This is a genomic window from Tenacibaculum lutimaris, from assembly GCF_003610735.1.
Lineage (GTDB): Bacteria > Bacteroidota > Bacteroidia > Flavobacteriales > Flavobacteriaceae > Polaribacter > Polaribacter lutimaris.
Genome location: NZ_RAQM01000010.1, coordinates 124,368 through 138,796 on the forward strand (window position 1 = coordinate 124,368; position 14,429 = coordinate 138,796).

At 32.0% G+C, this 14,429-nt stretch carries 14 protein-coding genes; 6 read left to right on the plus strand and 8 right to left on the minus strand.

Annotated features, from left to right (window positions below):
* Positions 1 to 19 precede the first annotated feature (19 nt).
* The gene (locus tag C8N26_RS10860; protein WP_120187309.1) at positions 20 to 436 is read right to left on the minus strand and encodes a DUF2141 domain-containing protein; all 417 of its coding nucleotides are present in this window, start codon (positions 434 to 436) and stop codon (positions 20 to 22) included.
* Between the two features lie 149 nt (positions 437 to 585).
* Here C8N26_RS10860 and C8N26_RS10865 point away from each other — a divergent pair, with 149 nt between their 5' ends.
* The 3 genes from C8N26_RS10865 to C8N26_RS10875 all read left to right on the plus strand — a co-directional run bounded on the left by C8N26_RS10865 (position 586) and on the right by C8N26_RS10875 (position 2,257).
* Positions 586 to 1,080, plus strand: a complete 495-nt coding sequence (locus C8N26_RS10865; RefSeq protein ID WP_028892640.1) for an RNA polymerase sigma factor — start codon at positions 586 to 588, stop codon at positions 1,078 to 1,080.
* Positions 1,081 to 1,084: 4 nt separating this feature from the next.
* Positions 1,085 to 1,693 carry a hypothetical protein gene (locus C8N26_RS10870; RefSeq protein WP_120187310.1) on the plus strand — a complete coding sequence of 203 codons (609 nt, stop codon included), beginning with the start codon at positions 1,085 to 1,087 and terminating at the stop codon, positions 1,691 to 1,693.
* A gap of 81 nt (positions 1,694 to 1,774) precedes the next feature.
* Positions 1,775 to 2,257 (plus strand): hypothetical protein, encoded by a 483-nt coding sequence (locus tag C8N26_RS10875; RefSeq protein ID WP_120187311.1) that lies wholly within the window; start codon positions 1,775 to 1,777, stop codon positions 2,255 to 2,257.
* Here the strand turns inward: C8N26_RS10875 and C8N26_RS10880 are convergent.
* A complete protein-coding gene (locus C8N26_RS10880; protein WP_120187312.1) occupies positions 2,254 to 3,276 on the minus strand; it encodes a threonine aldolase family protein in 1,023 nt (340 codons plus the stop codon). The genes C8N26_RS10875 and C8N26_RS10880 overlap by 4 nt on opposite strands.
* 36 nt (positions 3,277 to 3,312) lie before the next feature.
* Here C8N26_RS10880 and prfB point away from each other — a divergent pair, with 36 nt between their 5' ends.
* The 3 genes from prfB (at position 3,313) to C8N26_RS10895 (ending at position 7,718) form a co-directional block, all read left to right on the plus strand.
* Complete coding sequence (gene prfB, locus C8N26_RS10885) at positions 3,313 to 4,407, plus strand: peptide chain release factor 2 (RefSeq protein WP_120187313.1); 1,095 nt, start codon at positions 3,313 to 3,315, stop codon at positions 4,405 to 4,407.
* 20 nt (positions 4,408 to 4,427) lie between these two features.
* A complete protein-coding gene (arsC, locus tag C8N26_RS10890; RefSeq protein ID WP_120187314.1) occupies positions 4,428 to 4,769 on the plus strand; it encodes an arsenate reductase (glutaredoxin) in 342 nt (113 codons plus the stop codon).
* A 120-nt stretch (positions 4,770 to 4,889) separates the two neighbouring features.
* Positions 4,890 to 7,718, plus strand: a complete 2,829-nt coding sequence (locus C8N26_RS10895; RefSeq protein WP_120187315.1) for a M16 family metallopeptidase — start codon at positions 4,890 to 4,892, stop codon at positions 7,716 to 7,718.
* Positions 7,719 to 7,766: 48 nt separating this feature from the next.
* Here the strand turns inward: C8N26_RS10895 and C8N26_RS10900 are convergent, their stop codons facing one another.
* The 6 genes from C8N26_RS10900 to coaBC form a co-directional block, all read right to left on the minus strand.
* Positions 7,767 to 8,720: a glycosyltransferase gene (locus C8N26_RS10900; RefSeq protein WP_120187316.1), complete on the minus strand. Its 954-nt coding sequence runs from the start codon at positions 8,718 to 8,720 to the stop codon at positions 7,767 to 7,769.
* Positions 8,720 to 9,499: a DUF3050 domain-containing protein gene (locus C8N26_RS10905; protein ID WP_120187317.1), complete on the minus strand. Its 780-nt coding sequence runs from the start codon at positions 9,497 to 9,499 to the stop codon at positions 8,720 to 8,722. Before C8N26_RS10905 ends, C8N26_RS10900 begins: the two co-directional genes overlap by 1 nt.
* Before the next feature lie 71 nt (positions 9,500 to 9,570).
* On the minus strand, positions 9,571 to 10,383 hold the full coding sequence (locus tag C8N26_RS10910) for an enoyl-ACP reductase FabI (RefSeq protein ID WP_028892649.1): 813 nt from the start codon (positions 10,381 to 10,383) through the stop codon (positions 9,571 to 9,573).
* A gap of 51 nt (positions 10,384 to 10,434) precedes the next feature.
* Positions 10,435 to 12,087 (minus strand): DNA repair protein RecN, encoded by a 1,653-nt coding sequence (gene recN / locus C8N26_RS10915; RefSeq protein ID WP_120187318.1) that lies wholly within the window; start codon positions 12,085 to 12,087, stop codon positions 10,435 to 10,437.
* 247 nt (positions 12,088 to 12,334) lie between these two features.
* The gene (gene porD, locus C8N26_RS10920) at positions 12,335 to 13,225 is read right to left on the minus strand and encodes a type IX secretion system protein PorD (protein WP_120187319.1); all 891 of its coding nucleotides are present in this window, start codon (positions 13,223 to 13,225) and stop codon (positions 12,335 to 12,337) included.
* Positions 13,218 to 14,429, minus strand: coding sequence for a bifunctional phosphopantothenoylcysteine decarboxylase/phosphopantothenate--cysteine ligase CoaBC (gene coaBC, locus C8N26_RS10925; RefSeq protein ID WP_120187320.1), 1,212 nt, complete (start codon positions 14,427 to 14,429; stop codon positions 13,218 to 13,220). Before coaBC ends, porD begins: the two co-directional genes overlap by 8 nt.

A 14,429-nucleotide genomic window follows, 5' to 3' on the forward strand; every position in this document is an offset into this window, starting at 1 on the left:
ATGAGGGTTTCATATAATTTTAAAATTTTATTTCGAAAGATACATCTTTATCTGTAACTAAAAACCTAGCCTCTTCATATCGTGGAGGGCCAAAACGAGATAAACTATTATTCGATGCTCCATAATCTTCTAAAGGCATTCCACTAGGTTCAAAATCCATTCTGTTATTATTGTTTGCATCGTGAAAACAAATAATTGCATACTCACCTGCAGGTATATTTTTAAATACTACAGTGCTTTTTCCTTCCTTGATTTTAGCTTCTTTTGCTTGCACTGGCTCTTTCCTAAAATTCTCTTTGGTATATAACGCATATTTAATACTCCCTGCATCAGATGTTGCGTTAATAACTGTAGCTGTGACGTTGTGTTTTTGAGCAGAAATTGTTTCGACTGTAAACAATATTATTGCTATTAAAATGTGTGTTAAAAATTTCATGTTATTATTTTATGGTTAATTCTTGTACAAATCTCTATTAGAAATCAGCTTTTAAAAACAAAAACAAGCTGAATTGTATTTTTTTTAGGATGAGTTGTAACAATTTGTATTTTTAGGCTACCTATAACATATCAACTTTATCAAACTTTGTGGAAAAAGAACTAGAAAATAAATTTTTAGACGATTTCGAAGCCAATCAAAACATTGTACATAAGGTATGTAGAATTTACACTACTAACCAAGATGCTCATAATGATTTGTTTCAAGAAATTACTATTCAACTATGGAAAAATTACAGCAAATTTAGAGGAGATGCAAAATTTAGTACATGGATGTATCGTGTAGCACTTAACACTGCAATTTCTTTATATCGTAAATCAACTAGAACAATACAAACACAAGATATCACAGAGTATTCATTTAAAATTAAAGCAGAGGATTATGATGACACAGAAGAGTTACAATTAAAAGCGCTGTACAGTGCAATACGTAAATTAAATGATATTGATAAAGCACTCATCTTTTTGTATTTGGAAGATAAATCTTACAGAGAAATTTCAGATACTTTAGGTATTAGTGAAGTAAATGCTCGAGTAAAAATGAATAGAGCAAAGGATAAATTAAAAAAAGTATTAAACCCATAAGTTAATGGATTTAGATAAATATAAAAAAGCTTGGGAAAATCAACCAGAAGAAACACGCAAAGTTTCTAAGGTTGATATATATAAGATGGCGCATTCCAAGTCATCATCAATTGTAAAATGGATTTTTATTATTGGAATTTTAGAATTTGTTTTATTGAATTCTTTATATTTTGTTGTTGATATGGAAGAAGCATACAACGAATACCGACAACTTGGACTATACAACTTCATGTTTTATTCGCAATTTGTTCTTTATCCAATATTATTTTATTTTTTAATTAAGTTTTATTTGAACTATAAAAGTATATCTGTAGTCGACTCAACAAAGACTCTAATGGACAAGATTATTAAAACAAGAAAAACTGTAAAGTACTATGTTTTATTTAACTTGTTGTATGTATTTATTTTTGGAGTTATTGTTTCTATTGCAACACTTAAAACTCATCCAGAATTTAACTCTAAACAAATTTTAGTTTCAATAATTGTTACTATAGTAGTATTAATTATTATGGTGATAATTTTATGGTGCTTTTACCAATTACTATATGGTATATTATTACGTAAATTAAATAAAAACTACAAAGAATTAGCTAAACTTGAAGATTTAAATTAAAAACTTACTAACTATTTTATAAACTTCTCTTAACATTTTGTGATGACTATTTCCTATATTAGCTGAGTTAACCTTTTATATATGAGAAAATTAATACTTTTTGGATTTTTAATTTGTTCTACTATTGCTTTTACTCAGGAAGATAATTTTTGGAACAATGTTCGCTTTGGAGGTAGCGCTGGTTTTGGTTTTGGTTCCAATAATACCACCCTTTCTATATCTCCTGCTGCTGTATATGATTTTAACGATAGTTTTTCTCTAGGTGTGGGTATTGGGTATTCTTATAATAAAAAAGATTCTTTTAACTCAAATATTTTTAGTCCAAACATTTTTATACTATACAGGCCTATTAGAGAAATAGAGCTTTCTTCAGATTTACAACAAATGTATGTTCACAGAAAGTCTAATTCATTCTCTGAAAAGTACAGCTACCCTGCATTGAACTTAGGAATTTCATATAGAACAGGTAGTGTATCCTTGGGAATACAATACGATGTTCTATATGACGAAGATAAAAGTATTTATGCTTCAGGTTTTACTCCCGTAGTAAGAGTTTTCTTTTAAAAAAACGCTTTCAATTCTTCTAGTAGCTTTTCATGCATTACATCAGTATAATCTAAATGAGTAACTATTCGTATTTTTCCTTCTCCCATAGAAATTAACAATACTCCTTTATCTGCCATTTTTTTCATAAAATCATCTGGATTTATTGAATCTTCCACATAAAAAATAACAATATTAGTTTCAATAGGTTCAACTTTTACTACGTAAGAACATTTTTCTAAAACAGCCCCTATTTCTTTTGCTTTTTGATGATCCTCAGCTAAACGTTCCACTTGATTATCTAAAGCATAAATTCCCGCTGCTGCTAAAAAACCTGCTTGACGCATTCCTCCACCAAACAATTTACGCACACGCAATGCTTTTTCAATATACTTTTTACTACCTACCAAAACTGAACCTACAGGCGCCCCTAAACCTTTTGATAAACAAATTGAAATCGTATCAAACAATTCTCCATATTGCTTCGGAGTTTCATTTTTTGCTACTAACGCGTTAAACAAACGCGCTCCATCCAAATGATAAGCCAAATCATTTGCTTTAGCTACTTTTTGAATTCTCTGTAACTCTTCAAAATCCCAACAAGCACCACCTCCTTTATTCGTTGTATTTTCAACACAAACTAACCTACTATACGGAGTATGGATATCATTTCTTCCTCCAACTAAACTACCTAACTGTTCAGCTGTAAACATTCCTCTATCTCCATCAATCAAACAAGAAGTCACTCCAGCATTAAAAGCTGCTCCTCCACCTTCATAATTATACACATGTGCCCATTTATCACAAAACATTCTATCACCTGGCTGTGTATGAATTTTTATCGCAGTTTGGTTTGCCATGGTACCCGAAGGAAAAAACAACGCATCTTCCATTCCAAACATGTCTGCAACTTTATCTTGGAGTAAATTTACTGTTGGGTCTGCTTTAAAAACATCGTCGCCTACTTTAGCACTCATCATTGCATCCAACATACCTTTGGTTGGTTTTGTTACCGTGTCACTTATTAAGTTTATTTCCATTTCTAACTACGATTTATAAAATGTATTTTTGCATTTATGATTACACACGAACAGCTTAAAAATATCGCTGAACGAATTGGCAAGTTAAAAGGATATTTAGAAATTGACAAGAAGTTAATTGAAATTTCAAATGAAGAAGAAAAAACAGCTAACCCTGATTTTTGGAACAATCCAAAAGAGGCCGAAGCTGTAATGAAATCACTCCGTTTTAAAAAGAAATGGGTAGAAGATTACAATGCTGTTGTAAGCATGAATGACGACTTAGCAGTATTGTATGACTTTTATAAGGAAGGAGATGTTGAGGATAGTGAAGTTGAAGAACAATATGAAAAAACAGCTACTTTTTTAGAAGATATTGAGTTTAAAAACATGCTTTCTGAAGAAGGTGACAGCTTAAGTGCTACTATTCAAATAACGGCAGGTGCTGGAGGAACAGAAAGTTGTGACTGGGCAGAAATGCTTACTCGTATGTATACCATGTGGGCAGAAAAACAAGGATATAAAATAAAAACCTTAAACTACCAAGAAGGGGATGTTGCTGGTATAAAAACAGTTACTTTAGAATTTGAAGGTGATTATGCCTTTGGATGGTTAAAAGGTGAAAATGGCGTGCATCGTTTGGTCCGTATTTCTCCTTTTGATAGTAATGCAAAACGTCACACTTCTTTTGCTTCTGTGTACGTGTACCCTGTAGCTGATGATTCTATCGAAATTGAGGTAAACCCAGCTGATATTGAAATTACCACAGCTCGTTCAAGTGGAGCTGGTGGGCAAAATGTAAACAAGGTTGAAACAAAAGTACAATTAGTACATAAGCCTACGGGAATTCAAATTCAGTGTTCAAATTCTCGTTCGCAACACGATAACAGAGCTACAGCTTTACAGATGTTAAAATCTCAGTTATACGAAATTGAATTACAAAAACGATTGGCTGCCCGTGATGAAATTGAAGCAAATAAGATGAAAAATGAATGGGGAAGCCAAATTCGTAATTACGTAATGCACCCATATAAGTTAGTTAAAGATGTACGTACCGCTCATGAAACAGGAAATGTAGATGCGGTTATGGACGGAAATATCAATCCGTTTTTAAAAGCCTATTTAATGATGATGGGGCAAAAAGAAGATTAAAAATTTTAAAACTCTTAGAAATGATAAAAATATACCACAATCCTCGTTGTTCTAAATCTCGTCAAGGTTTAGAAATCGTAGAGAACTCTGCAAAAGAATTTGAAGTTGTAAAATATTTAGACACTATTCCTTCTGAAGGAGAATTAAAAGATATTATCAATTTATTAGGTATCCCTCCTATTCAGTTGGTTCGTAAAAATGAGCAAATTTGGAAAGATAACTTCAAGGGAAAAGAATTATCGGATACTGAAATTATAAAAGCTATGGTAGAAAATCCGAAATTAATAGAGCGACCAATTGTAATTAATGGTAACAAAGCTGTTATTGGACGTCCACCAGAAACTATTAAAGAAATCATCTAACTATTATAAAAGCTCTCAAAAAATTGGGAGCTTTTTTATTTTAACACAATTTAAATAACTAATTCTTTAGTTTATTAATAATTCCTTGTAAATTGCTCTCAAATTAAAAATTCATTCACTATGAAAAAAGTCGTATTAGGACTATCCCTGGCCTTCATTATATCCACGGGGTATAGTCAAGCTTTAAAAGAAACACAACAAAAGCTAAACAAAAAAGAAAAAGTAACTGCTATGAACATTCCGACTGATCCTTCAGTTAAGATAGGAAAACTATCAAATGGAATGACCTATTACATCAAACAAAACCCTAAACCAGCCAATAAAGTAGAGCTACGATTAGTTGTAAATGCAGGTTCAATCTTAGAAGATGATGACCAATTAGGGTTAGCTCACTTCATGGAACACATGAACTTTAATGGTACCAAAAACTTTAAAAAGAATGAGTTGGTAGATTACCTACAATCAATTGGGGTAAAATTTGGTGCACACTTAAACGCTTATACAGGTTTTGATGAAACTGTATACATTTTACCTATTCCAAGTGATGATAAGGAAAAACTTGAAAAAGGTTTTCAAATTCTTGAAGATTGGGCACACGGAGCCTTATTAGAAGGAAAAGACATTGATGAAGAACGTGGTGTTGTTTTAGAAGAATACCGTTCTCGTAGAGGAGCTGACAGCCGTATGTTAGAAAAATACTTACCAAAAGTAATGCATGGTTCTAAATATGCCGAAAGGTTACCTATCGGTACTAAAGAAAATATAGAAAACTTTAAACATGAAAGTATTCGTCGCTTTCACAAAGATTGGTATCGCCCAGATTTAATGGCTGTGGTTGCTGTTGGTGATGTAAGTGTTGAGATATTAGAAGAAAAAATCAAATCACATTTTAGTAAAATACCTGCAGTTAAAAATCCTCGTAAAAGAGAAGTTGCTCCATTAAAAAATCATAAAGAAACTTTTATTGCTATTGAAGCTGATAAAGAAGCTCCTTTTGCAAGTGTACAGTTAATGTATAAAGATTACGATGAAGCAAAACCTGAAACAACTGTTGCTGATTACAGAAATTCAATTGTTCAGTCTCTATTTGCTCAAATGATTAATAATCGTTTAGATGAATTACGTAATAGTGAAAACCCTCCTTTTGTTTACGGATTCAGTTATCATGGTGGAACCTGGGCTCGTGGTAAAGAAGCTTATCAATCAAGAGCAAGTGTAAGTGCCGATGGTCAATTAAAAGGATTACAAGCTTTATTAGATGAAAGTGAACGTGTTAAAAGATACGGTTTTCAACAAGGAGAATTAGATCGTGCAAAAATGAACGTTAGTGCTCGTATGGAAAAAGCTTTTAAGGATAAAGACAAAAGAGAATCTAACAGAATTATTAGTCAATATGTAAATAATTTCTTAGAGCAAGAGCCAATTCCTGGTATTGAATGGGAGTACCAAGCACACCAAATGTTATTACCTTCTGTAAAATTAGAAGAAGTAAATAACCTTATTAAAAATTATTTGCATGACGATAACCGTGTTGTAGTAATTACTGGACCTAAAAAAGTAGTTACCGAGCAACAAGTTTTAGACGCTTTAAACAACGTTAAAACTAAAGAATTAAAACCTTATGAAGATAAAGCTGTTGCTGCTTCTTTAATTACCAAGCAACCAATACCTGGTGCTATTACAAAGGTTACTGAAAATAAAGACTTAGGGACCAAAACCATGATTTTAAGCAATGGCGCTAAAGTTACTTATAAGAAAACTGATTTTAAAAATGATGAAATCTTATTTGAAGCATTTAGTTTTGGTGGAACTTCGTTATATTCTGATGAAGAGTTAAAAGCTACTGCTTTTGCTAATAGCGGACTTTCAGAAGCAGGTATTAACGGTTTCTCTAAGACAGATTTATCTAAAATGATGTCTGGTAAAATCGTTCGTGTTTCTCCTTACATTTCTAGTTTAAGTGAAGGATTTAGAGGTACTGCTACTCCTAAAGATTTAGAAGAGTTATTCCAAATGGTACACTTATACTTTACCTCTTTAAATAAAGATGAAAAAGCATTTGGTTCTTATGTAAACAAACAAAAAAGCTTCTTAGGAAACTTATTAGCTAGCCCTAATTTCTTCTTCCAAAAAGAAATGAGTGAATTTACTTATGGAAAAGATCCTCGTTATACTGGTTTTCCTTCTCCTGAAAAATATGAAGCTGCTGATTACAACTTAGCTTATCAAAAATACCAAGAGCGTTTTGCAGATGCAGGAGACTTCAACTTCTATTTTGTTGGAAACGTTGATGAAAAGAAACTTGCTGAATACGCTACTAAATATATTGCTGGTTTGCCAGGAAAAAATTCAAACGAAAAGTATAAAGTTACTGATTTTAGACCTTTATCAGGTTCTCACACTAAGGTGGTAGAAAAAGGAAAAGATCCTAAAAGTAATGTTCGTATTACTTACCAAGGAGAAGCGAATTACAATAAAAAAGATGCCTTAGCCTTTAAAGTTTTAGGAGAAGTAGTAGGAATTAAGTTAATTGAGAAACTACGTGAGCAAGAAGGTGGTGTTTATTCTGCTGGTGCTCGTGGTAGTTTAAACAAAATGCCTTACGGTTGGTATAACTTTACAATTTCATATCCTTGTGCTCCTGAAAATGTTGAAAAGTTAAAGAACATTTCTGTTGCTGAAGTTGCTTCTGTGGTTAAAAATGGGCCAACTAAAGAAGATTTAATGAAAGCTCAAAAAGGAATGATTGCTGACTACAAAGAAGACCTTAAAAAGAATCGTTTTTGGTTAAGTACTATTAAAAATGTGGATTATCAAAATAATGATGCTTCAGAAGTAGCTTCTTTTGAAGAAAGTGTAAACTCTTTAACTACAAAAGATATTCAAAAAATAGCTAAAAAATATTTAACTAACGGATATATCTTAGGTATTTTAAATCCAGAGAAATAATTCTTAACATGTTATAACTTATGAAAGCTCTCAAGAAATTGGGAGCTTTTATTTTTTTAGAAACCTAGATTCTAAAAAACCTAACCCGTAACCATAAAATTGAGTTATCGTTGTAACAACACTTAACAAAGCTACTTTTAGGTTTTTATTTTGTAGAAGAGAATCTAAAAAAATACAGGTAAAATAAAATCCATAAAAAATTAACAACTGCCAACACCCAAAAAATGCTACTATAATCGAAAAATCAATCCCGATAATAAACAAACTCGGAAACCAATAGGTTAATTTTGCCGTTTCAGGATATTTTTTGTTTAAAATAGGTCTTGCTGTACCAAAAGCAAAAGTTTGCTTAAAAAACTGTTTAACGGTACTTCTGCGTTTGTGATATACAAAAGCTTTATCTATTAGTTGCGTTTCAAAACCATTTTCCCACAAACGAAAAGTCAAGTCAATATCTTCTCCTGCCTTCATCTTTGAAAAACCTTTTGTTTTTTCAAAAGCAACTTTTGATAAACCCAAATTAAAACTTCTAGGTTGAAATTTCCCTACCGACTTTTTCTTCCCTCTAATTCCTCCAGTTGTCAATACCGAAGTCATCGAATAATTAATGGCTTTTTGTAAAGAGGTGAAACTAGGGTGCGCTGCATCTGGACCACCAAAAGCATCAGCGTAATTTTCTTGTAAAGCTTTTTTTACTTCGGAAAGATATTGTGATGGAACAATTACATCGGAATCGAGAATAATGAAGTAATTTCCAGATGCTCTCTGCATTCCATAATTACGACTTGCTCCTGCCCCACTATTCTCTTTATAAAAATAGTTTAAATTGAGTTGAGCCGTATATTTTTTTACAATTTCTTCAGATGAATTTTCTGAACCATCTTCAACAATTAATACCTCAAAATCGTCTTTCAACTCTTGTTTTGTTAGACTATCTAACAACTCATCAATTTCTTGAGGACGATTGTAAACAGGTACTATTATTGAAAACTGTAAATTCATTATGCTAACACTGTTTGATTAATTTGTTTAGCAATTCCATCCCAAAGTTGTATTCTTTTTTGTAATGATTCTTTAGCATAATATAATACATCATCCCACTTTTGCTGATCTTCCCCGCACAACTCTTCTATCATTTGTAACGATAACGGTCCGTGTTCATCACCATCTAACTCTATATGTCTGTTCAGATAATACGTTAGTTTGCTATATGAACTTCCTTCTTTCTCTTCTGTATTTTTTACAATTTCTAAAAACATATCAGGAATCACATCTTCTCTTCCAAAGGTAAAACTAGATGCAATAATATGTGGTTGTCCTGTTTTGATTACCTCAAAAGAGAAATTTACAAAGTCTTTAACTTCTTCAATAATAGAACAACCTTCTACTGCAAGTTCAACAGGCTTTCCGTCAATGATCTCTGAAATAAAACTTGAAATTTGAACTGTACTAGCTCCTGCTTGACGCATCGCATCAATATACATTTCAAAGTGACTTTTAGGCTCTCCTAACTCATTTATGTCTGTTTCCTCACCTAATACAATTTCATTGATAAAACGAGCTGTTTTGGTATTTACAGCAGGTAACCAAGGTAAGGTTACGCAAGTAAGCTCTCGTTGCAAAGCTTTTAACAACGACATAAAATCCCATACAGCAAATACATGTGATTCCATAAATAGTTTTACATCGTCAATATGTTGTAACGAATTGTACAACTCGTGCTCTTTTAATTGTTGTCTTAACGGTGCTAACTCCTTTTCTATCTGTAAAATATTGTTCATTTTGTAGCTATCAATAAAAAATGCAAATCTAACGATTTGCATTTTATCTATATTCTATTTCAATAAAGATCTTACTCTTCTATAAATCTTTCCATTACTGAATCACTAACTCCCATGTTAGAGAAACCTCCATCGTGGAATAAGTTTTGTAAGGTTACTTTCTTCGTTAAATCTGAGAATAACGAAATTGTGTAATCTGCACATTCTAACGCTGTCGCATTTCCTAATGGAGACATTTTTTCAGCATATGAAATAAATCCGTCAAAACCTTTTACTCCTTGACCTGCAGTAGTTGGTGTTGGTGATTGAGAAATGGTATTTACACGTACTTTATGATCTCTTCCAAAGAAGTATCCGAAGCTACGAGCAATACTTTCTAAATACGCTTTGTTATCAGCCATATCGTTATAATCTGGGAATACACGTTGTGCTGCCATATAGGTTAACGCAACAATGCTTCCCCACTCGTTCATAGCTTGTTTGTTGTATAAAACATTCATTACTTTATGAAAAGATACTGCAGAAACGTCCCATCCTTTTGTTGTAAAATCGTAGTTAGAATCTGTATAGTGTTTTCCTTTACGTACGTTTACTGACATTCCGATTGAATGTAAAACGAAATCAATTTTACCTCCTAAAATTTCCATAGACTTTTCAACTAAATTGTTTAAATCGTCCATAGAAGTAGCGTCAGCAGGAATAATTTCTGAACCGGTTTTTGCTGCTAAATCTTTGATTCCTCCCATACGCATTGCAATTGGCGCGTTGGTTAATACAAACTCTGCTCCTTCTTCGTGAGCGCGTTCAGCAACTTTCCATGCAATAGAATTTTCGTCTAATGCTCCAAAAATAATTCCTTTTTTTCCTTTTAATAAATTATACATATTTAAAATATTTTAGTCTATCGTTGTTCGTTTAGAAAGCAAATATACTCTTTAATTTAATAATTCCTTTGCATGGGTCAAGGCACTTTCAGAAATGTCTTTCCCACTTAGCATTTCTGCAATCTCTCTAATTCGCTCACTTTCTGATAACAGTTTTAAATTTGAAGTAGTTACACCTGCTTCTTCTCCTTTAAATACTTTGTAATGTTGTACTCCTTTAGAAGCTATCTGTGGTAAATGCGTAATAGTTATTACCTGCATATTCATTCCCATATCCTGCATTATTTTTGCTATTTTATTAGAAACTTCACCTGAAACTCCCGTGTCAATTTCATCAAAAATAATGGTTGGTAATTGTATATTTTCTGATAATATTTTTTTGATAGATAACATTATTCGAGATAATTCTCCTCCTGATGCTACCTTTTTTAACTCTCCAAAATTTCCGCCTTTATTAGCAGAAAATAAAAACTCTAAATTGTCTTTTCCGTTAGATAGATAATCTTCTGAAGGCTGTAACTCAATCGCAAATCGAGCATTGGGCATTCCTAGTTCAGATAAAAGATATTCTACTTCTTTTTTTAACTTCGGAATTATCTTATTTCTCGATGTTGTAATCATGTTTGCTACTTCATCTAACTTTTGAGCAACCTCTTTTATTTCTACTTCCTTTTTAGCAATCAATCCTCCAGCATCTTCAACCTGTGCTACTTTTTCCGATAACGACTCGTAAATTTCTTGCAACTCAATTATTGTTGCAACAGAATGTTTCTTTTGAAGGTTATAAATTAACTGTAACCTATCGTTCAATTCTTCTATTTCATTAGGATTGAATTCTACTTCTTCATTAGCACTTTCCAATTCTGTAACTACATCATCTAACTCAATTTTAACACTCGTTACTCTATTAGCTAATTCTTCATATTCTTTTGAATATGAGCTTATTTTCTGTAGCTTATTTTCTAAGGAAAGTAATAAGGTTTGAATACCTATTTCTTCATTTACTGAGACTCCTAATGCCTCTGATAAATTCAATTTTATATCTTCAATATTGTTTAATTTATCTAGCTTCTCTTCTAAAACTTCTTGTTCTCCTACTTGTAATTTTACTTCTTCAAGCTCATTAAACAAATGTAAGTTATACTCGTATTGCTCTTTTGATTTTTCTGTCTCTTCCTCAAGTTTTTTTAGCTCTTTTTTTAATTTACTGTAGGCTTTTAATCCTCTTTTGTAAGAAGCTATTTTTGCTTGATTCTTTGCCAGGGCATCAATTACTGAAAACTGAAAACTTACATCTGATAACTGTAAAGTTTGATGCTGTGAATGAATATCTATCAGTTTCGTTTTTAAAGCAGAAAGTACCGATAAGGTAACCGGTGTATCGTTAACAAAAGCACGTGATTTTCCTGAAGGTAAAATTTCTCTTCGAATGATTGTCTCTACTTCATAATCTACATCTAACTCTTCAAACAGCTCTTGTAAGTCATGACCTTCTAATGAAAATTGTGCTTCTATTACACATTTTTTTTCAGTGTCTTTTAAAGATGATAAATCAGCGCGGTTACCCATCACTAAACCCAAAGCTCCTAATAGAATAGATTTTCCAGCTCCAGTTTCACCAGTAATGATAGATAAACCTTTTGTAAAATCAATCGATAACTGATTGATTAGCGCGTAGTTTTGTATGGATAAATGTGTTAACAAATTTTATTCTTTAAAAGGAATAAAAGTAAGGATTTTGATTGAATTATATCAACCAAAAACTAAGGAAGTCTAGCGAATTTTCAACAGCTTATAAACTTTCTCTTTAAATATTAAAAACAAGAAAATAATTAGTAGTAATACATGGTCAAACTTTGTTAAGTCTCCATCAAATACTATTCCTTTTACCGTAACAAATATTATAATCAAGATTAGAACTAAAAATAAAACTATTTTTCTAAACTTCATTTTACTTAATATTTTTCCATCTACTTTTATAGGTCGGGGCAATTCTATTAAGAACGGCTAACATTTGTGATTGATTTTTAGAAGGAATTCCGTCTGAAAAAACATTTACGATTTCATCTCCTTTTGCATCTAAAAAAACACGAATCATATAGTTTCCTACTGCAATATTAAATAGTTTATCCAAATCTAAAACACTTTTTTCTATAGCTTCTTTTGCTGAACTTTTATCGTCAGCTAAATTGTCAAACCCATTACGGTGATAGTTATAATAAATACTACGTAGCGTACTAAACTTTGAAGATAACAAATTATCTATCAAAGCAAAACGGTTTTGTTTTCCTACTTCGTTTTGCCAACCTGATTCTCCACTAGATTGCGCTAATAGCATAATACTTTCTGCTTGCTTTAAATAAGTTTCTCCTCCTTTTAAGGCAAAAGTATCAGCATCTACTCCTATAATTGCATACGCATAAAAAGCTATCATAGAAATTAAATTAGATTCGTAAACCGTTGGATTATAAATTAACGGATCAAATTCGTTGTAACGGAAATTAAAATTCGTATCGTTAATATTTAAAACTGGCGTTGCATAAGTTGAATTATAAACTGGTCGTGTAGACTGCACTTGTAAAGTGCCTGAAAAGTTACTTCCATTTTGTTCGTTTATAATAATGTTAAATGCACAATTTATGCGCTCTTGCTGTTTAAAGTTTCGATTCGTCCATTGTTTATCGTTGATAAACTCTGTTAACGCCTTTTGCAAGGTTTGATACACTTGTTTATTACTACTTTGTACTTTATCTGAATTGATAATTACAGTAGCATTCAATTCTTGCGAATGAGATGAAAAAACAATTGAAAAAAGAAAAACTATAAAGGCTAATTTACGCATCTAATTTTTGTATTATTTCGTTAACGATATCTTTTGACACTTCTTTTTTCGATTTTAAATCGAATGATTTTTCGTTCAAATCAGCATCAATAATTGTAATTTTATTAGTGTCGGTTGCAAAACCGGCACCTGCATCACGTAACGAATTTAATACAATAAAATCTAAATTTTTGCGTGTAAGCTTACTTTTTGCGTTTTGTACCTCATCGTTCGTTTCTAATGCAAACCCAACTAACAACTGTTTTTTCTTAATTTCTCCTAGAGATTTTAAAATATCTTTAGTTGGCTCTAACTCAATACTTAACGCTGCTTCCTTCTTTTTTATTTTTTGAGTTGCCACATTTTTTGGTCTGTAATCGGCAACTGCAGCAGATAATACTGCTACATCTACATCAGCATAATATTGATGACAAGCGTCATACATATCTTGCGCCGACTTTACATCTACTCTATGAATAAATGAATGATTTACTTGTTGATGTGATGGACCTGCTATTAAAATCACCTCAGCTCCTAAATTAGCTGCTGTTTTTGCAATTTCAAATCCCATTTTACCAGAAGAATGATTTCCTATAAAACGTACAGGATCTATCGCTTCATAGGTTGGTCCTGCTGTAATTAATATTTTTTTTCCACGAAGTGGTAATTTAGATACTATATCATTTTCTATAAAGTCAACAATATCCTCTGGTTCAGCCATACGACCTTCACCAACTAATCCACTTGCTAATTCTCCTGAAGTAGCAGGAATTAATATATTTCCAAAACTTTGTAAACTTTCTAAACTAGTTTTTGTTGATGGATGCTGGTACATGTCTAAGTCCATCGCAGGTGCAAAATACACTGGACATTTTGCTGACAAATAGGTTGCTAATAATAAATTATCACATGTGCCATTTGTCATTTTAGACAAGGTATTTGCTGTTGCTGGAGCAATTAACATTAAATCTGCCCACAACCCTAAATCTACATGATTATTCCACAATTCATTTTCATCTTCTTTATCATAAAAAGTAGAATGAACTGGATTTTTTGATAAGGTGGAAAGTGTAAGAGGTGTTATAAAATCTTTAGACGCAGGAGTCATAATTACTTTGACTTCTGCGCCTGATTTTATAAATAAGCGAACTAAGTTCGCTGTTTTGTATGCCGCTATACCGGCGGTAACACCAAGTAAAACTTTTTTACCGCTTAGTACAGACAT

Coding starts and splice junctions, on each gene's coding strand:
- C8N26_RS10860 (WP_120187309.1), bottom strand. CDS start 436: ATGAAATTTTTAACACACATTTTAATAGCAATAATATTGTTTACAGTC.
- C8N26_RS10870 (WP_120187310.1), top strand. CDS start 1,085: ATGGATTTAGATAAATATAAAAAAGCTTGGGAAAATCAACCAGAAGAA.
- C8N26_RS10875 (WP_120187311.1), top strand. CDS start 1,775: ATGAGAAAATTAATACTTTTTGGATTTTTAATTTGTTCTACTATTGCT.
- C8N26_RS10880 (WP_120187312.1), bottom strand. CDS start 3,276: ATGGAAATAAACTTAATAAGTGACACGGTAACAAAACCAACCAAAGGT.
- prfB (WP_120187313.1), top strand. CDS start 3,313: ATGATTACACACGAACAGCTTAAAAATATCGCTGAACGAATTGGCAAG.
- arsC (WP_120187314.1), top strand. CDS start 4,428: ATGATAAAAATATACCACAATCCTCGTTGTTCTAAATCTCGTCAAGGT.
- C8N26_RS10895 (WP_120187315.1), top strand. CDS start 4,890: ATGAAAAAAGTCGTATTAGGACTATCCCTGGCCTTCATTATATCCACG.
- C8N26_RS10900 (WP_120187316.1), bottom strand. CDS start 8,720: ATGAATTTACAGTTTTCAATAATAGTACCTGTTTACAATCGTCCTCAA.
- C8N26_RS10905 (WP_120187317.1), bottom strand. CDS start 9,499: ATGAACAATATTTTACAGATAGAAAAGGAGTTAGCACCGTTAAGACAA.
- C8N26_RS10910 (WP_028892649.1), bottom strand. CDS start 10,383: ATGTATAATTTATTAAAAGGAAAAAAAGGAATTATTTTTGGAGCATTA.
- porD (WP_120187319.1), bottom strand. CDS start 13,225: ATGCGTAAATTAGCCTTTATAGTTTTTCTTTTTTCAATTGTTTTTTCA.
- coaBC (WP_120187320.1), bottom strand. CDS start 14,429: ATGTCTGTACTAAGCGGTAAAAAAGTTTTACTTGGTGTTACCGCCGGT.